This is a genomic window from Bacteriovorax sp. Seq25_V, from assembly GCF_000447795.1.
Taxonomy (GTDB): domain Bacteria; phylum Bdellovibrionota; class Bacteriovoracia; order Bacteriovoracales; family Bacteriovoracaceae; genus Halobacteriovorax_A.
This window is the reverse complement of the sequence record NZ_AUNI01000011.1, coordinates 19,639-37,804: the sequence shown is the minus strand read 5'-3', so window position 1 is coordinate 37,804 and position 18,166 is coordinate 19,639. Positions and strand designations below refer to the sequence as shown.

16 protein-coding genes are annotated in these 18,166 nt (G+C 34.7%); 3 read left to right on the top strand and 13 right to left on the bottom strand.

Annotated features, from left to right (window positions below; all coding sequences use genetic code 11):
- Positions 1-75: 75 nt before the first annotated feature.
- On the top strand, positions 76-585 hold the full coding sequence (locus M900_RS05205; protein ID WP_021273841.1) for a LuxR C-terminal-related transcriptional regulator: 510 nt from the start codon (positions 76-78) through the stop codon (positions 583-585).
- Positions 586-634: 49 nt separating this feature from the next.
- Here M900_RS05205 and lon read toward each other — a convergent pair whose 3' ends face one another.
- The 9 genes from lon to M900_RS05160 all read right to left on the bottom strand — a co-directional run bounded on the left by lon (position 635) and on the right by M900_RS05160 (position 12,148).
- Positions 635-3,049: an endopeptidase La gene (lon, locus tag M900_RS05200; protein WP_021273926.1), complete on the bottom strand. Its 2,415-nt coding sequence runs from the start codon at positions 3,047-3,049 to the stop codon at positions 635-637.
- Positions 3,050-3,327: 278 nt separating this feature from the next.
- A complete protein-coding gene (locus tag M900_RS05195) occupies positions 3,328-4,065 on the bottom strand; it encodes a transporter substrate-binding domain-containing protein (protein ID WP_021273878.1) in 738 nt (245 codons plus the stop codon).
- Positions 4,062-5,021: a hypothetical protein gene (locus M900_RS05190; RefSeq protein ID WP_021273943.1), complete on the bottom strand. Its 960-nt coding sequence runs from the start codon at positions 5,019-5,021 to the stop codon at positions 4,062-4,064. The genes M900_RS05195 and M900_RS05190 overlap by 4 nt, the downstream gene beginning before the upstream one ends.
- A gap of 99 nt (positions 5,022-5,120) precedes the next feature.
- Positions 5,121-5,858, bottom strand: a complete 738-nt coding sequence (locus M900_RS05185; RefSeq protein ID WP_021273866.1) for a transporter substrate-binding domain-containing protein — start codon at positions 5,856-5,858, stop codon at positions 5,121-5,123.
- Positions 5,859-5,975: 117 nt separating this feature from the next.
- Positions 5,976-7,400 (bottom strand): DUF3373 family protein, encoded by a 1,425-nt coding sequence (locus M900_RS05180; RefSeq protein WP_021273770.1) that lies wholly within the window; start codon positions 7,398-7,400, stop codon positions 5,976-5,978.
- A gap of 28 nt (positions 7,401-7,428) precedes the next feature.
- On the bottom strand, positions 7,429-7,680 hold the full coding sequence (locus M900_RS05175) for a hypothetical protein (RefSeq protein WP_021273860.1): 252 nt from the start codon (positions 7,678-7,680) through the stop codon (positions 7,429-7,431).
- 149 nt (positions 7,681-7,829) lie between these two features.
- On the bottom strand, positions 7,830-10,058 hold the full coding sequence (locus M900_RS05170) for a methyl-accepting chemotaxis protein (RefSeq protein WP_021273775.1): 2,229 nt from the start codon (positions 10,056-10,058) through the stop codon (positions 7,830-7,832).
- Positions 10,059-10,200: 142 nt separating this feature from the next.
- A complete protein-coding gene (clpX, locus tag M900_RS05165) occupies positions 10,201-11,508 on the bottom strand; it encodes an ATP-dependent Clp protease ATP-binding subunit ClpX (RefSeq protein WP_021273832.1) in 1,308 nt (435 codons plus the stop codon).
- Between the two features lie 28 nt (positions 11,509-11,536).
- On the bottom strand, positions 11,537-12,148 hold the full coding sequence (locus M900_RS05160; RefSeq protein ID WP_021273915.1) for an ATP-dependent Clp protease proteolytic subunit: 612 nt from the start codon (positions 12,146-12,148) through the stop codon (positions 11,537-11,539).
- Positions 12,149-12,410: 262 nt separating this feature from the next.
- On the opposite strand from M900_RS05160, the gene M900_RS05150 reads away from it, so the two are divergent.
- Together M900_RS05150 and M900_RS05145 are read left to right on the top strand one after the other, a co-directional pair.
- Positions 12,411-13,010 carry a DedA family protein gene (locus M900_RS05150; protein WP_021273824.1) on the top strand — a complete coding sequence of 200 codons (600 nt, stop codon included), beginning with the start codon at positions 12,411-12,413 and terminating at the stop codon, positions 13,008-13,010.
- A gap of 111 nt (positions 13,011-13,121) precedes the next feature.
- On the top strand, positions 13,122-13,427 hold the full coding sequence (locus M900_RS05145; protein WP_034731485.1) for a hypothetical protein: 306 nt from the start codon (positions 13,122-13,124) through the stop codon (positions 13,425-13,427).
- A 79-nt stretch (positions 13,428-13,506) separates the two neighbouring features.
- Here M900_RS05145 and M900_RS05140 read toward each other — a convergent pair whose 3' ends face one another.
- From M900_RS05140 to M900_RS05125, 4 genes are all read right to left on the bottom strand, one after another.
- Entirely contained in the window at positions 13,507-15,108 is a 1,602-nt protein-coding gene (locus tag M900_RS05140) for a methyl-accepting chemotaxis protein (RefSeq protein WP_021273879.1), read from the bottom strand.
- A gap of 102 nt (positions 15,109-15,210) precedes the next feature.
- Entirely contained in the window at positions 15,211-16,098 is an 888-nt protein-coding gene (locus tag M900_RS05135; protein WP_021273852.1) for an alpha/beta hydrolase, read from the bottom strand.
- 35 nt (positions 16,099-16,133) lie between these two features.
- Complete coding sequence (locus M900_RS05130; protein ID WP_021273894.1) at positions 16,134-16,700, bottom strand: hypothetical protein; 567 nt, start codon at positions 16,698-16,700, stop codon at positions 16,134-16,136.
- Positions 16,701-16,710: 10 nt separating this feature from the next.
- Positions 16,711-18,021 carry a PhoH family protein gene (locus M900_RS05125; RefSeq protein ID WP_021273865.1) on the bottom strand — a complete coding sequence of 437 codons (1,311 nt, stop codon included), beginning with the start codon at positions 18,019-18,021 and terminating at the stop codon, positions 16,711-16,713.
- Positions 18,022-18,166 lie beyond the last annotated feature (145 nt).

Sequence of the window (18,166 nt, the reverse complement as noted above, 5' to 3'; positions counted from 1 at the left end):
GGAAGAAAAGTAATTGGACTTTAGACCTAAGTTTCCTTTAAAATAACTTCTAGAACTTAAGTCCTAGGATACTAAATGCTTAATTTTAAAGAGCGAATCTCTACTAGTATAATATTTATTGCTGTTATTATACTCCTGTTTCTTGATATTTACGAAGACTTCAGTGAAGGTGCACCTTTATCCCATGTCACTAAAGAAGCTGCGATTATGCTCTTAGGCCTCGTTGGAATATTCATGCTTTGGAAAAGTTACTTCTCTATCAAACTTCAAAATGAATCTCAAAAACATGATATTGTGAAGCTTAAGAACGATCTTCAAAGTTATAAATTGAGAACACAGGACTTATCAGAAGGATTGTCTGGTATGATTAATCAGCAGTTAATAGACTGGAATCTTACTGAGTCAGAAAAAGATATCGCCTTACTTTTGCTTAAGGGATTATCCCTTAGAGAGATTGCTGAAATCCGTAACTCTTCTGAAAAAACAATTAAACAACACGCTTCTAATCTTTATGCGAAGGCAAATCTCAATGGCCGAGCAGAACTCTCTGCATTTTTCCTTGAAGATTTACTAATCCTAAAATAAAAAAGGCCCAGATTTCTCTGGGCCCTATTTTACAACCTATAAAATTTCTTTAGTTTGCAACTTCGTATCCATCTGTATCTGGAGTAATAACTTTCAGACCACCAACGTGTTGCATGAACTTCTCTGGCTCATTAAGAGATAGAGCAAGTTTAAGAACTTCTTCTACATGAGCTACTGGATGGATATCAAGTCCTGCCTTGATTTCCGCTGGAATTTCAGGAAGATCCTTAGCATTCTTAGCTGGAACAACAACAGTCTTAACACCCGCTTGCTTAGCTGCAAGTAGTTTTTCTTTTAATCCACCAATTGGAAGAACACGTCCTCTAATTGTTACTTCACCAGTCATCGCCACATCTTGAAGAACTGGAATACCAGCGATCGCAGATGTTAGAGCAGTAACCATTGTGATACCAGCACTTGGACCATCCTTTGGAGTTGCTCCTTCTGGTGCGTGAATATGGATATCATTCTTATTAAACCATTCAGAGTCAATTCCAAGTCTTGCTGAAATTGATCTTACATAACTTAAAGCAGCCTTTGCTGATTCAGTCATTACCTCACCTAGCTTACCTGTAATTTGGATCTTACCATTACCTGGAGTTGTTACAACTTCGATATGTAGTAATTCACCACCAACAGATGTCCAAGCAAGACCGTTAACTAGACCAATTTGTGGTTCAGATTCAATCTGAGTTCCATCGTACTTTCTAGGCCCAAGATATTTTGCAAGTTGTTTCGCAGTAACGTTGAACTTCTTCCCTTTTTCAACATCATTTGTCACAACTTCTGTTGCAATTTTTCTCGCAACTGTATTCATAAGTCTTTCGAATTCACGAACACCAGCTTCTCTTGAATATCCTCTAATCACATCAGTCATTACAAGATCAGACATTGTAACAGACCAATCTGTCAGACCATTATTCTTACAAGCTTTTGGAAGTAAGTATTTCTTCCCAATTTGAAGTTTTTCTACTGGAGTGTAACCAGAAACGTGGATGATCTCCATTCTATCTCTAAGAGGACCAGGAATTTTTCCTAGATCGTTAGCTGTCATGATGAACATAACTTTAGATAGATCATACTCAACTTCAATATAGTGATCAGAGAAGTTTTTGTTTTGTTCAGGGTCTAGAACTTCAAGCATTGCTGCTGCTGGATCCCCTCTCATATCAGAACTCATCTTATCAATTTCATCTAAAAGAATAACTGGGTTACTAGTTCCAGCTTTCTTAAGAGCACTCATGATCTTACCAGGCATAGCACCAACATAAGTTCTTCTGTGTCCTCTAATTTCAGATTCGTCTTTTACACCACCAAGAGAAATTCTGTAGAACTCTCTTCCCATTGATTCAGCTAAACTTCTAGCAATAGAAGTCTTACCAACACCAGGAGGTCCTGATAGACAAAGAATTGTTCCTCTCCCTTCGTTACCAACAAGAGATCTTACCGCTAGGTACTCAACAATTCTTTCTTTAACATCTTCCATTCCATAGTGATGAGAATCAAGTGTTTCTCTCGCATGTGCAACAGAGTTATTATCTTCTGTATACTCGAACCAAGGAAGTCCTAGCATCCAGTCAATATAATTTCTAACAACCGCAGCCTCAGCAGACATTGGAGACATAGACTTAAGCTTCTTAAGCTCCTTCTCTACTTTCTCTTTTGCTTCCACTGGCATATTTTTAGCAGCTAGCTTTTCTTCCATTTCTTGGATTTCAGATTTTTCGTCTTTTTGTCCAAGTTCTTTTTGAATCGCATTCATTTGCTCATTTAGGTAATACTCTTTTTGAGACTTTTCCATTTGAGTTTTAACACGCGATCTAATTCTTCTTTCAACGTTGATGATTTCAATTTCACCTTGCATCTTCTCTAATAGAAGTTGAAGTCTAGTTTCAACATCAACAGCTTCAAGAATTTCTTGTTTCTCAGGAATCTTCATCGATAAATGAGCAACAATAATATCCGCTAGTCTTGAAGGATCTGTAATAGAAGAAATACTCATCAGAAGTTCTGGTGGTATTCTCTTATTCAGTTTTACGTACTGTTCAAAAATATTTTTAATACTTCTGATTGTCGCTTCGATTGTTACTTGGTCGATTGGACCAGGCACACACTTCTCAACTTCACTCCAGTACCCTTCTGGCTTAGATTCAAATTTTGAAACTTTTGCTCTGTACTTACCTTCAATTAATACTTTTACAGTATTGTCCGGCAGCCTCAGCATTTGAATAATATTTACAACTGTCCCAGTGTCATAAACATCTTCTCTGTCAGGATTTAGAATAGAAGCATCTTTCTGTGTAACAAGAAAAAGCTCGTTACCGTTCTTAGAAGCCTCTTCTAAGGCGTGAATAGATTTCTCTCTACCTACAAAAAGAGGAACTACCATGTGTGGAAAGATAATCATGTCTCTCAATGGAAGAAGAGGGAGTTTTTTAGTTTCAACAGACCCTTTGTCTGACATAGTACCTCCTGCACTATAAAGCTTGATTCCCTTAAGAGTTTAGACCTTCTGTCACTACTCTTAAGCCTTTCTAATATTGTACGGCCTATTTCTTTTTCGAGGCAAAGAAAAATTTTTCCTAGAACATGTTACCTAGTTTAGTATTTTCATTAATTTAAAGAATGATTTTAATTACTTAGAGATCATTATTGTGAGTCAACAGCGATTTTTCTTAACAGTTCTTACAAGTTTTACTAAAGAATATATTTATTTTTTTTTAGGCCGGGCTTAAAAAGGGACTACAAAACCAAGAATTTTTGCCATATTTTCTGAAGCTGACCATTTTTATACATTTCTTCAACTTCTGCTTCAATGGCTTCACGAACATTTTTAGGTAATTTTTTTGAATAAATTAACCACTGTTCAATAGATCTGAATTTAACAGGAACTACTTTCATTTTGTACTTAGAATGCTCTACAGCGTAGTTTAGGGCCAAATCATGGTAGAAGAAAAAACGAAGCTTCTTTGCTTCAATAAGCTTATAAGCTTCATCTGGGTTAGTGAATGTATCATTTACCTGAATACCTGAAATTGACTTAATAAACTCAGAAGATGATGTTCCAAAATAGGCTCCAACCATAATTCTATTCTTCGCAAAATCTTCCAACTTAGCCGGAATAAAATCCTCATCGGCATGTGCCACAACGACATTGTTGACAGTATAAATTGGCTTCTTAGAGAATATATATTTCTTCTCTCTTTCTGGAGTTTTTCCCGCTCCACAAAACACATGGCCACTACCCTTATCAAGCTTTAGAAGAATTCTCTTTATCGGATAAAGAGGCTCATCAACTTTCATTGTAATATTCTTATGCTTTAAGTTCTTTCTGAGTTCTTTATAAATTTGTCCGCAAAGTCCTAATTTCCCCTGCCCTGTTTCATAAAACTTTGGAATAGAGTTCTGTTTAAGAAAATAATATTCCTCACAAAGAGCACTGAAAGAAAATAAAAAAGATATAATAAGTTTTAATTTCATAATAAATAAGAAAAAGGATCTAAAGAATCTTTATACTTTTCTAGTATACGACCTGAGAGATCATAATAATAGCCTGAGTATGATTTTTTTGAGTATCCCTGATCAAGCAAAGCTAAAGCAAACCCGTGAGAGATGTTAAATATCTGCGACAATGGATTTAATTGCCCAACCTCATTAACGGGAAAACCTGTTCCATCGAGATCGACATGATGAAGTCTTACAATTTTTGCTACATCATCAGGGACATCATTGACTTTAACTAAAGATCTAAATTCATCTTCGCTGTGGGTTTTAAATTTTTCATACTGCTGACGCAAATCATATGATGAATCGACAGGTAAGCCCTTCAAAATGAAATCAATTTTATCTGTTTTAAAATCATGAAGAAAAGATGCCATTGATAACTTACTTCGAGTAGAACTGTTGTTCCATGGTGTCTTACTTATTGCGTACACAGAGAGATAGTTTATGATAAGAGCTTTCTGTAAGAAAAAATCACCCCTACCGCAAATATCTGCGAGTATCGTCTTCAAAGAAGGTATTTTTTCAAATGTATAAAGAGTAGAGTCAATTGTTCCATCTATTAACTCAAGGGTTGCTTCACTGAGACCTATAATTGATACCATTGCACGTACCATAGCAACAGAATTTAGTTCATTATCAAATCTCTGTAGTCGATTTATCCACTGTTTATCAGAAAGTTTATCCTTCATATCTATAACTTTCTGTGAAATACGTGCATTCAAAAGCTTTTGATAATCAGTCTTTAAAACTAAAATTTTAACTTCATCTTTCTCATTATACTTTTTTATCAGATCGATATTAACGAGATTCCCTTCGCTACTTATAATAATACTCTTTCCACTCAACATTGTGAGATAGATATTGCAAGGACTCTGCTTGAGTCCTTCAATATCTGACAATTTCAATTCTTTAAAGTCACTTAAGTTGGCCATGTGCAAGTATCGGAAAAATAAATTTTATTTCAACTAAAAAATTATCAGATTAGACAATATTCTTAAGCTCTAAAACAGCCAATTGTTTTGATAAGGTTATCAATCAAGGGATGCGTGGATTGTACCTCTACTAAGTCCTTCGTTGACGACCAAAAAGTACCTTGCTGCGACTTCTTTTGAAAAATCCGAGAGGATTCTTTCATATTTTTTAGAATTTAGAATTGAATTTTTATTGATCATAAGAAATGACTCGGAATATTTAAGCAGAATACTTTTTTTCTTCTCTATTAAAATTCTAGTATCAGAATCAAGTTTTAATAATTCCTGCTCTCCAATTAAAAGCGAATCCCCTTTTCCATCAAGAAATAACTTAACTCTCTGGTCTATGCTCTTAGTAGAGATTAAATTAAAAGAGGTATTACATTTTTCTTTTACAGTATTTTCATGAGTACTAACACCAACAGTAACTAATGTCTTTATATCCTTGCACGTCTTCATTTTATTATGGAAAAAAAGATAAGTTCTATTTACATTCACTGACGGCTCAACTTTTACAAGTCCAGACAGTTTAGCATTAGAATCAACTGTGAATAGAGTAATATCAAAATCCACTCCGCCTTCAAGATCTCTGACAAATCTTTTATACGGCTTATACTTAAACTGGACCTTCTCACCAATTCTTTTCTCTAAATCCCTAGAAATATTTACCATAACTCCCTTCACCTCTTTATTTGTAGAAACTTCAACCCATGGAGCAAAAGCAACTGGAGACATGAAAACAATTTCTCTAGCAAGGCAAGAAAGACGAAGAAAAATTAAAATGAATAGAATTTTCATAAGAATACAATACGCAAAATAAGCTTTATTGTACACCTAGAAAAAGCTTAATGCTTACAAATAAAAAAAGGCCCAAGTATAAACTTGGGCCTCTCAATTTTAAATATAAATCTTAACTTAGAAACTAAACTGTAAGCTTGTATAGTAAGCTGTAGACTTATTATCGATTTCTAAAGTTTCACCTAGGTAACCACCAAATGAGTTTGTATACTTGTTTTCAGCTGTTTGGTAACCAAGTCTAATCTTAAACTTGTTATCAACTGGCTGAATCCAGTAAACGTGCATTGAGTTTCCACCTCTTGAAGTATATTGACCCACTAAATTTTTTGAAGATGAATCATATAAGAAAGCGTTCTTATCAGAGTCCATATACTCAAAACCAATAGTTGCACTATTTAGCATAGAGAATTGGTAGTTAACATTTGCAATCCAAGCATTACCTTTGCTGTTATTAGCTGAATCACCATACCAAGTTCCAATATTTTTATTTAAAACTTCACATCCTGAAGCTGTAGTACCAATACACTGGTTAATGTTACCAGAGTTCATAGTTTTACCGATCAAGTAAGAAAATGCAGCAGAAAATCCAGTATTTGCAATACCATTTGCTTCAAGGTAAAGAACATGTCTCTCCGCGCCTAGTTCTGCATCTGAAGTCACAGTTAACTTTCTAGTTGCGTTCACAGCATCGATGAAGACTGTAGATGTCGAGTTAGCAACAGCACTTAGACCATTGAAATATAGGTACTGATAAATGAAGTGAATTCTCTTCGCCCATGACATATTAACTTTTTCAAACTCAAACATTGCTGAATAAACATCAACAGATTCATCAAGCTTATTTGTTCCTGAAGTTAACTTATCAGTTAGGTTATCAAGGTTTCTTTGGTTAAATGGTGTATAAATACCTCTAAGTTTGAAAAGGCTAGTTCCCATTTGCTTTGCATAAGTTAAAGCAACACCATCGAAAATTCCACCAAATGCAAGAAGTGGATACTGACCCATCATCGGTCTTCCCTCAGCAAAATGCTTTGGAGCTCCATCAATAGTTGGAAGACGACCAATAGAGAAAGTTAATTCTTTTGTAAAATTATAATTTACAAATGCACGCTCTAAAAATACTGCAGAATTACCTTGCCCTTGCCCTTCAGAAAGTTCATTAAAAGAACCATCTGCTGTATAGTTACCACCACCTTTATTAAGTGTGTTCATATACTTAGCAGTAGCTAATCTTCCATAAAAAGATAATTTTTCAGAAGGCTTAGCTTCAATATCTAATTCTGAGTAAATTCTGTGGTGCTTAGTTTCTACTTTATCACCAGCATTTCTTGTTGTTGAAGTACCAGAAAAAGTAGAAGATGTGTAACCTTTCTTGTACTCTCTTTCAACATTGTCAAATCTGTACTCTAAGTTTCCAGAAAACTTCCACCAGTTTTCATAACCAGCAAACTCAAGAGCTTCAACTCTTGATTCTAAATCTGCCATTGTCGCCCCAAAAGAAGCTGTCGCAATTGCAGTTGTCACTAATAGTTTTTTAAACATATATTTCTCCTAATTTTTAAAAACTTTATTATCCACCAATAGATGATGAAGCATCTTTACACTGTAGTGTACAACCATCGATAGAAATCGTAGCACTTGAACAAGTTTTAAACTTGATTACATTTCCAGATCTCCCTGGTGTTGCCATTGCCTCAGCTTGGTCTTTTGTTTTTCCACACTGCTTTACAACTGCATCAACGAAGTCATCCTTTGGTCCAGCAAATGCACCAGTCGATGCAAGCGTTAGTCCAAGAATAACGAGTACGTTACTTAGTCTCATTTTCCTCTCCTAGAATAATAAATTAAAATTAATCGTAAGAAAATTATGAAGATAGAAGTTTAGAATGTAAACAAATTTAAGCCCGAGCTGATTGCTCGGGCTGAGGTGCGATATAAGTTTTAATTTTTCTTAATATTTGTTAGTAAAATCTAAACATCTTCAAAGCGTGGATCATTTGCATCTGGTAATTCTCCGCCCACAGCAGTTTTAAGGTCGATTTCTTTTTCTCTAGGTTTTTCAGCTCTTACTTCAACTGTCTTTTTAAGACTAACGACATTATTTTCTTTCTTTTCATTTTTCTTTACTTCTCTTTCTACTGCTTTTTTTGAAGTCTCTATTTTCTTTGTCTCAACTTTTTTCGCATTAATATTTACGCCACCAACAACTTCATTTTCAAGCATAGAGATAACATCTTTCAAGTATTCTGTTTCTTTATCTAGTTGCTCTGAGCACTTTAAAGTCTGATAAGCAATATTTGAGTTTTCATTAGTTGTATCTTGTAACTGATTCATCGCAAGCGAGATATTACTCACGCCAGTCTCTTGCTCCTTTGACGCTGTTGAAATTTCATGAGACATCGAAGTTACAAGTTTTACACCTTCCACAATTGACTCTAGGGCCTTGTCACACTCTCCAGCAATCTCAATCCCTTCTTCAATTCTTTCTTTGGAAGTCACCATAATCTTCTCAATTGAAGATTGGCTATCTTTTACAATACCTTCAACTCTAGCGATTGACTCACCTAAGATAGATGATATTTCTTCAGCTGCTTTACCAGACATTTGAGCGAGGTTACCAACTTCTTCAGCAACGACTGCAAACCCTTTCCCGTGTTCCCCTGCTCGAGCAGCCTCAACAGAAGCATTGAATGATAGAAGCTTTGTTTGAAAAACGATATCATTGATTACTTTTGTCTTTTCAGAAATTTCATTAATAACTCTTACGATATCACTAATTCTCTTATTACCTTCAGATGTAGTTTCAAGAATCTCTTCATTTGATCCTTTAATTCCATTCATCGCATCGACAACACGTTGAACAACTTGCTTACCATTATTTGCATTTTTTTCTGACTTAGAAGACGTTTCGACAGAACTTGCTGCATTTGCCGCAGACATCTTAACCATTTGCGAAACTTCATCTAGAGTAGAAGCGGTTTCCTGAATTGCTGATGCCTGAGATGAAGACATCTCATTCACTTTTCCTGACATATCATTTAATTGGCTTACAAACTCAAATGTTCTTGAAGCCGAAGCTTTCAAACCTTCAATAACACTTATAAGTTGCTTATAAAGTGCAGATACAACTACTATGGCAATCACACAGCAAATAGCAAAAGTTATAGCAAGTGTTGTATAAAATAATTTTTCAAGTGAATTTATCTCAGCAAACGCATCTGCTGGTTCCATCCCAACAATTACGCTCCACCCCATCTCTGATAAAAATCTTCTGTTCTCAATTAAACCATACGCAAAAAGATGCTGATCATTTTCATGTTCAAAATCACTTGCAACTTGTGTCCCTGTTTTTCCATTTTTAAGTTCATTGATAACAGGATTATTAAGATCAAAAATTTTCTTTTTTAGATTAAAATTTTCATAGTCGTGAACAACTTTAGCTTCACTGTTTCCACCATGCTTACCAAAAAAAGCGATAGGAAATCCATCTTTATTTAACATTGTAATTTCCGCAGACGGCATATTATTAGCGCCAAGGATTTCATAAAGACTTGTCATTTCATTTTCAATCCAGCGCACATTTACAAATGAAACAAGGATAGCAAGTGGATCTCCCCACTCATCTTCAATTGCAGTTGCATAATATTGCCCAACTCTAGTTTCTCCATAAAGCTTCTTGCCCACTTCGTCAAAGTGGAAATCACTTACATAAGCACCAAAAATTTTCTTTTGAATATTCTCTGTCAACTTTCCAGCTTTAACATTTTTAAACCATTCCTCATTTGCAAATGAATAGCCATCTAACGCCTTTGCATTTAACTTTTTTCCACCAGCATCAATATCACTATGAGCAATAACTTTCCCGTCAAGACCAACCAAAGCAATGTAGTCCATGTCAGGAAAGAGTGTTACGTATTCATTTAAAACAAATGTTGCCCCTTCCTTGTTTTTAAGGTCTTTTAAATTTCCATTTCGAGCAAAGGCTTGAATGTTGTTATACTTCCCATAAAATAATTGAGATATAGTTGATGAGAAGTTTTCAAAATAAAGACTAAATCCCTCTATCTTTCCTCGTCTCTGTTCCCTAATTCCATCTTGAAATTGAAATAAAACAATGGCACTAAAAATAAAAACCATACCAATAGATATGAAATAAAGCTTGGTCTTTAGTTTAAATTTTAGATTTTGAAAAAATCTCATTTGTTCTCCTAACACATTTATTTTTTTAACTAATCGGGATTATTTAAATTTATTTTAGGTTAAGTTAACAAAATTAAGAAATAAAAAACCCTGAGATAACTCAGGGTTTAGCAATCGTATGAAATTTAAAAGCTAATAACAATTATGAAGAAATCTTCTTCTTTTTATCTTCTAGTGCTTGACCAGCTTTTTGGGCAAAATCAATTTTTTCACCTTCAACAACTGTTGGTCCTTTATCACCCTTGATTGAATCAAGAGTTACAATAATTTTACAAATCTTATCATTAGATGGAACTTCATACATTACATCTAACATCGTTTGCTCAAGAATCGCTCTAAGACCACGAGCTCCAGTTTTTCTTGAAAGAGCAGTTCTTGCAACCTCTCTTAAGGCTTCCTCTTCGAATTCTAATTCAATACCATCGAACTCAAATAGTTTTTGATATTGTTTAGTGATCGCATTCTTAGGCTCTGTAAGAATAGATAGAAGTGCATCTTCATCAAGCTCTTGTAACATAGCATTTACAGGGAGCCTTCCGATAAATTCTGGAATCAAACCAAATTTTGTTAAATCTTCGGCTTCGATCCCACCTAGTTTTTCAACCACTGATGGTGCTTGATTTTCAGTTTCTTTCTTCATTAGTCCCATTGGTCTCTTCGTAACTCTGTTCTCGATAATTTTATCAAGACCTACGAATGCTCCAGAAACAATGAAAAGAATATTCTTCGTATTCACCTGTATAAATTCTTGTTGCGGGTGCTTTCTTCCACCTTTTGGAGGTACCGCAGCTACTGTTCCTTCAATTAGTTTTAGTAGTGCTTGTTGTACACCTTCCCCAGAAACGTCTCTTGTAATTGATGGGTTCTCAGATTTTCTAGCAATCTTATCAATTTCATCAATATACACAATGCCACGCTCAGCTCTCTCAACATCAAATTCACAAGCTTGCAATAAGTTAAGAATGATATTCTCAACATCTTCCCCAACGTAACCAGCTTCTGTTAAAGATGTTGCATCAGCAATTGCAAATGGAACGTTCAGAAACTTAGCAAGAGATTGAGCTATTAGAGTCTTCCCCGAACCAGTTGGACCTGCGAGTAGAATATTTGATTTCGCTAATTCTACTTCATCTTTTCTCTTACTATCACCGTGTGCAATTCTTTTGTAATGATTATGAACTGCAACTGAAATAATTTTCTTTGCACGTTCTTGACCAATTACATAATTATCAAGGTGAGCTTTAATCTCATGTGGCTTTGGTACATTGTCTAAAGCAGCTTTTGAAGCAGACTTAACAGTATCCTCAAAAATTATTTCATTGCACAGTTCAATACATTCATCACAAATGTAAACTGCTGGTCCAGCGATTAACTTCTTAACTTCTTTTTGTGACTTTCCACAGAAGTTACAATGAAGTGTGCTGTTGTAGTTTCCTTTCTCTTTAGACATTACCTATCCTTTGACTATATTTACTAAATTATTTCTTCTTCGATTCAATTACGTGATCAATTATACCAAGCTCGATGGCCTTTTGTGGAGATAGGTAGTTATCTCTATCTGTAGCCTGAACGATTTTCTCCATCGACATCTCTACACTTGAGTGCTTAATATAGATACCATTTAATTGATCTTTTAGGTCCTGTATCTCTTGTGCTTGAATCTGAATATCTGAACACTGACCTTGCGCCCCACCAAGTGGTTGGTGAATCATAATTCTTGAATGCGGCATTGAATGTCTATGACCCTTCTCCCCCGCTGTTAATAGTAGTGATCCCATCGATGCAGCTAAACCTACACAATATGTATAAACTGGGCAAGACACGTGTTGCATAATATCGTAGATACCAAGACCTGCATAAACAGACCCACCTGGGCTATTTATGTAGAAGTGAATTGGTGCTTCAGGATTATCTTGCTCAAGGAAAAGCATTTGAGCAATCAGAAGATTTGCTACTGTGTCATTTACTTGTGTTCCTAAAAATATAATTCTATCTAATAATAGACGTGAATAAATGTCGTATTGACGCTCTCCACGTGGAGTTTGTTCAATAACAATTGGATTTGGAATATAGGCGTTTGGCGTAGTCATATTTTTCACTCTCCCAAGTCAAGATAATATAAAAACCATTTGTTTCACTCGGTTTTCGGTATATTTAAGTAATATCTTTAGAAGTATTTCCTCTTTTTGTACTATTGTATGCAATGACAATTTTTTACCTAGCTCATATAAGTTGTTCAATTTTTTAAGGTTTTTCTCAAGTGTTTGCAAAAATTTAACATTAGCAGTCTTGAATTTGGTCATTTTTCACTTTATTGTTTTTGAAATTAAATATTTTTAAAATTGGAATAAAATGGAAGAACTACTAGCACTGATAAATTCAAATGTTGTTTTAGCACCGTATATAATTTTTGGCCTTTTATTTCTGGCCGGATTTAATATTCCAGTTTCAGAAGACATTATGCTCTTCACTAGTGCATTGCTTGCAGCAAAAAATCCGGATTACCTTATTCCCTTATTTACAGCCGTTTTTCTTGGAGCCTATATCAGTGATTTGATCTGCTATGGCTTCATGGGAAGATTCCTTGGACCAAAACTATTCAAGATAAAATTCTTTGCATCTATGGCATCTCCAGAAAAACTTGAAAAGGTAAATTACTTCTTTAAAAAATATGGTGTGTTAACCCTAATTTTCGGACGTTTCATTCCCTTTGGATTTAGAAATGCTCTATTCCTAAGTGCTGGCCTTGGTAAAATGAATGCTTGGAAATTTGCCATTTCAGATCTCATCGCTTGTACAATCTCGTGTGTGACATACTTCTACATTTACTACTCATTTGGTGAATTGGCCGTGGAGTATGTGAAGAAATCTAATTACGTGATAGGCGCCATCGCCATCATCGCTGTCATTATCTTTGCAATTAAGAAGAAAAAAGCTAATAAATTAAAGTAGTTATATATGGCAAGATAAATTTTACACAGATTTTGTGAAAATCTTGTCACATCAACCGGCCTCAGGCATTATTCACAAAACTTGTGAAAATCAACAATGGGGCAAAATAAAATGACAAATCTAGTATCAATTGAAGCATTTAAATCAGCAAAGAAAGTAGAAACAGCAGGACAATTCCACGCAAGCTACTATTCTCTACTCGACTTCAATGATCTTCTTGCTGAAGCGACAATTCTAATGTCTGACATTAGCACGTCAACGGTAATTGATACTGAAGTAATTTATAGAAGCCAAGCCGTGATTAATGAAATTAACTCACGTGCAAAATCTAAGGGCGAAGTTCTTTTCAACGCAATCACTCAAATTTCAAACTCTCTTGATAAGAATATTGAAAAATATCTAGCAATGAATAATTAATTATTTTTTAAACTCTATCTCTGAAATAGAGATAGAGTTATCCAGATTTCATTTCTAAACGTATTTACAATCCAATTCTCTAACACCTAAACTTGTCCACGTCATTCTTAAGATCATTTGCAAGATTAGAAAACTCAGTACCTATTTTTGAAATCTCTTGTGCAGAAAGAGTTGCTTCTTTATTTAACTCAATGATCTCACAAATACTTTTGTGAATGCTATCGGCACTAGTGCTTTGTTCGCTTGTAGCAGTTTCAATTTCTCGAGTCAGTCTATTTGCATTTTCAATTTGCTCTGAGATCTGATTAAAGGCCATCTCACTATCCTTGACACTTGCGACTCCTTCAATAGCTCTTCTTTCGGACTCTCGAGACATTTGCGCTGTATGTTCGATTAATTTATTTATGCTTTCTGTAATAGATTTAATTTTCTCAGTTGATGTTTTTGTCTCTCTTGCAAGCTCTCCGATTTCTTCTGCGACGACGACAAATCCTTTTCCGTGCTCACCTGCTCTTGCAGCTTCGACAGCCGCATTGATAGAGAGATGTTGAGTCTTCATCGTAATATCATGAATCAGATTAAGAACCTCAAGAATTTCACTTCCACTTTTTTCAAGCGATGTCATTTGCGCCCCAACCTCAAGAATTGTTTTCTGAAGTAATGAAATTTTCTCACTTGCTGTATTAGAATAACTAACTCCATGGGAAACACTTTCCAGTGCCTTTTCAACTGAATCTGATGCATCTCTACAATTTATTGCGACCATTTTAGCGGACTCTGCCATTTCTGTAATTGCAGCAGAAACAGATTGTGTTTCAACTTCTTGCTTATTCACGACATTAAAAGTTGAGACTGCGTTTTCTTGAACAGTAATTGCACCATCAGAGATCGTACTCGTTTTATCTGAAACTCCCTGGATGAGATAGTGAATACTATCAAGCATTTTGTTAAAGCTACTTGCGAGGACTGATATCTCATCTTTAAAGATTCCAGACCTTACTCTAACTGTTAGATCTAAGTCTCTCTCAACTGTTTGAATAAAAGAAGCTATCTTCTTTATTCTCTTAACAATAAGGACTCTAATTACAATGAATAAAATAACTAAAGATATTACAAAAATTGCAATCATCATTTTAGTCAGTGATCTTGAGTTGATAGCAATTTCATTATCTATAGAGGAGAGATCATATTTTATTACAGAGGCTCCTAATATATCACCCTCTTTAGCTGAAACATGACACTCTAAACAATTTGTCCCTTTATAATTTGAAGAAGCTCTAAATGGCTTGTACACCCAAACCTGCCTCTTACCATTTTCAACGAAAATATCAGAAACAGACTTCCCCTCCAGCGATTTTTTTTCTATCTCGTTACTGGCCCTTTCATGTTCATAGCCGTTGCCAAAGTCTTTAATGACAATGTCAGAGCGAATAATTTTCGCTTCAAGAATTTCGTTTTTATCTAAGTACTTCTTTCTTAAAACTTCACGCTCATCCATACTTCCTGTGATCATTAAAGTATTAATACTATCAAAATATTGATCTGCAATTGAGTCAGTTTGCTCAACAATAACATGTTCAACAAACTTAAGATTATTTTGGCTCGATGTATAGATGACACTAACACCTAAGAATGAGAAAATAAAACATAGAAAAAGAAGAATTTTTACTTGTAACGACATACCTATCCTTTCAAGTAATTATAAGGATCTTCAAATATTAATAAATTTGATCTTTATCAGGGAATTTAGTTCTATTAATAAGAAACTACGGTTTTTTTTGAGTTAATTGTAAAAATTGAAATTGAAGCTATATATATTTTCGTTTAATCCTTCAATTTTATGGCCCAACTTAAATTTCTCGTGACCTTCGAAAATTGAATCATAAACTTTTGGAACTAGAGAGCTAGATGACTCTAAAAAGTACTCATGCTCACCATAAGTTATTAACGAGAAATCCAGATATTTAGCATTTTTTGAAATACTTTTGCCAAATATTAAGAAATTTCTCTTACTCGCACCTAATCTATTACCTCTAAATATTTTACGATCTTTGTAGTCAACAATTTTAGACCCAATAAGAACAAGATCTTCAACATTGTTTGTTATATAAATATTCTTCGAGATACTAAAGAGTTTGTCCACCCAAGTAGAATGCTTAAAAGCAGGCACATCTGGTGCATTTAGGATTGTTGAATAGAATATTTTTTCAAACTTTCTTGACTTTAAATAGTTTTCAGCAAATGACTTTAATACAACATTGCCCATACTATGAACCATTAGAAATACTTTTCTCCCTTCAAAGATTTTGCGATTTTTATTTTTAAAATTTGAAAAAGACGATATGCAGTTACTTAAATGCCTTCCAGCAATAACAGCTTTCTTTTCTGGCCTTGATATTTGATTAATCCATGAAGGCCAATCAAACATTAATACTTTTATCCCGTATCGGTCTTCAAATTCAGGAAGATAACCTAAGCCTTTCTCAGGGTGTTTGCCACGTCCGTGTACAAAAAAGACAATTGGTCGGCTATCTCCTAATTGATCAATTAGTTGCATTTCAAATTGCTCACTAGAACAGTTTACACCTTTATCATTACCTCTGAAATAAATATCAGCGGCAAACATCTGAGAACTTAATATTATATAGACAATGAGTAGGTAATTTTTCATTCCCTACTTATCGAAAAGAAAAATAATTTATTAAATTATACTGACTCTAAACTTTGATAATCGTGGAGTACTTGTTGCCTTAATACAGGAAATTTTGCTCCACCATCATATCCAAGTAAGCTCGCCACTTTTCTGATATAAGGAATATTAACATTCTTTCCTTGATGATTTTGAAATAGCGTTAGAAGATAAACAATATTTTTGGCAAAGCTTGAAACAAAGCCTTGAATTTGAAGAAGCTCTTTTGCATCAAGATTGATGAAGCTTGCTCCAATATTTTTCATTAGGATTTTTTCAACTTCACTCTTACCTTCAAAGCTTCTAACAACGTTAACTCTTGCACGAATGATTTCGATATCAAATGAGGATCTTTCGATCCCCATGATTTTCTGTGTCGATAATTTTGAAAAATCTGGATACTGAATAAGAGGAATCAAAACGGCGAATTCACTCTTCGCTGGAACTCTTCCAAGATTTGAAAGAAGTACTCCACCTTCAGAAATATTTGAACAAACGCCCTTAAGAACATATTCATCGCAAAGATAAAGTAGCTCATCATTAACGGGCGCTCTTAAATATACTCTTTTTGACCTCGAATTCATAAAACCTATTCTATAGTAATTTTGAAGCCGTTTCAGAAAGCATTGATCTCTCACCAACAGTTAGTGTCGTATGAGCGATAATATCTTCACTCTTAAGTCTTTCTACAACATAAGCTAAACCGTTGTTGATTTCATCAAGATATGGGCTATCAATCTGCTGAGGGTCACCTGTTAGAACGATTTTTGTTCCTTCCCCTGCTCTAGTTACAATTGTTTTTACTTCATGGGGAGATAAGTTTTGGGCCTCATCTACGATTAGGTACTGTCCAGGAATTGAACGACCTCTAATATAAGTTAGAGGCTCAATATGTAGAAGACCATGATCCATTAAGTCTGCATATGAAGAATTTGTTCCTACTCTTCTTTGATCAAATAAGAAATCCATATTATCAAAGATTGGTTGCATCCATGGACCTAATTTATCATTAATGTCTCCAGGAAGATAACCTAAGTCTTTTCCCATTGGTTGGATTGGACGAGATACTAGAAGTCTTGAATACTTCTCTTGTGTGATAGTCATCTCAAGTCCCGCTGCGATAGCTAAAAGCGTCTTTCCCGTACCGGCCTTACCAACAAGTGAAACTAATTTCACATCATCATTTAAAAGAGCATCAAGAGCAAATTGTTGTTCCATATTCTTTGGATAAACGCCCCAGATTCCTTCTCTCATTGGGATTAGAGGAACGATACCCATCTTTGGTTTTGAATAACGACCAAGAAGTCTTCTTCTATCATTCCCTTCTTCATGAACAATAAGATATTCATTTGGATGAATCTCTAGTTCCTCAGCATTATCAAGAGAGAGAAATCTATTTTTTTCATATTCATCAATCTTAGCTTTAGAAACTGGAAGATATCTATAACCAGCATAAAGCTCTTCAAGCTTAATATCATTTTTACCATAGTCTTCGGCCGTGATACCTAGAATATCAGATTTTAGTCTTAGGTTTGTATCTTTTGTAATAAGGTGAACATTCTCGCCTTTCTCCTTAAAATAAAGAGCTGATGCAAGAATCTTATTATCATTTAATGTCAAATCGATATATTCGACATTTGATTCGATCTGTTTATCAACAGAGATAATTAATGTCCCACCATTATCGAGCTTCACTCCTTGCATTAGAGATCCGCGCGATCTCAAATCATCAACAATACGAGAGAAGTGCCTCGCGTTTCGGCCATTTTCATTTTGATCTTTCTTAAATCTATCAACTTCCTCAACTACAACTAGTGGAATAAAGACATCGTTTTCAGCAAATTTAAAAATTGCCATTGGATCAAATAAAATGACATTGGTATCTAACACGAATGTTTTTTTCAACACGCCCTCCGTGACTGAGTGAATATAAAATTTGAAAATTTGAGATTTGAAAGTTCTTTTATTTTCCTATCCTTGGAAAAATTGTGACAAGACATCTCGTCTTATATAAGTAAATTTTCGCTCAATTAAGGACTTATGTCCATAG

Coding starts and splice junctions, on each gene's coding strand:
- M900_RS05205 (WP_021273841.1), top strand. CDS start 76: ATGCTTAATTTTAAAGAGCGAATCTCTACTAGTATAATATTTATTGCT.
- lon (WP_021273926.1), bottom strand. CDS start 3,049: ATGTCAGACAAAGGGTCTGTTGAAACTAAAAAACTCCCTCTTCTTCCA.
- M900_RS05195 (WP_021273878.1), bottom strand. CDS start 4,065: ATGAAATTAAAACTTATTATATCTTTTTTATTTTCTTTCAGTGCTCTT.
- M900_RS05190 (WP_021273943.1), bottom strand. CDS start 5,021: ATGGCCAACTTAAGTGACTTTAAAGAATTGAAATTGTCAGATATTGAA.
- M900_RS05185 (WP_021273866.1), bottom strand. CDS start 5,858: ATGAAAATTCTATTCATTTTAATTTTTCTTCGTCTTTCTTGCCTTGCT.
- M900_RS05180 (WP_021273770.1), bottom strand. CDS start 7,400: ATGTTTAAAAAACTATTAGTGACAACTGCAATTGCGACAGCTTCTTTT.
- M900_RS05175 (WP_021273860.1), bottom strand. CDS start 7,680: ATGAGACTAAGTAACGTACTCGTTATTCTTGGACTAACGCTTGCATCG.
- M900_RS05170 (WP_021273775.1), bottom strand. CDS start 10,058: ATGAGATTTTTTCAAAATCTAAAATTTAAACTAAAGACCAAGCTTTAT.
- clpX (WP_021273832.1), bottom strand. CDS start 11,508: ATGTCTAAAGAGAAAGGAAACTACAACAGCACACTTCATTGTAACTTC.
- M900_RS05160 (WP_021273915.1), bottom strand. CDS start 12,148: ATGACTACGCCAAACGCCTATATTCCAAATCCAATTGTTATTGAACAA.
- M900_RS05150 (WP_021273824.1), top strand. CDS start 12,411: ATGGAAGAACTACTAGCACTGATAAATTCAAATGTTGTTTTAGCACCG.
- M900_RS05145 (WP_034731485.1), top strand. CDS start 13,122: ATGACAAATCTAGTATCAATTGAAGCATTTAAATCAGCAAAGAAAGTA.
- M900_RS05140 (WP_021273879.1), bottom strand. CDS start 15,108: ATGTCGTTACAAGTAAAAATTCTTCTTTTTCTATGTTTTATTTTCTCA.
- M900_RS05135 (WP_021273852.1), bottom strand. CDS start 16,098: ATGAAAAATTACCTACTCATTGTCTATATAATATTAAGTTCTCAGATG.
- M900_RS05130 (WP_021273894.1), bottom strand. CDS start 16,700: ATGAATTCGAGGTCAAAAAGAGTATATTTAAGAGCGCCCGTTAATGAT.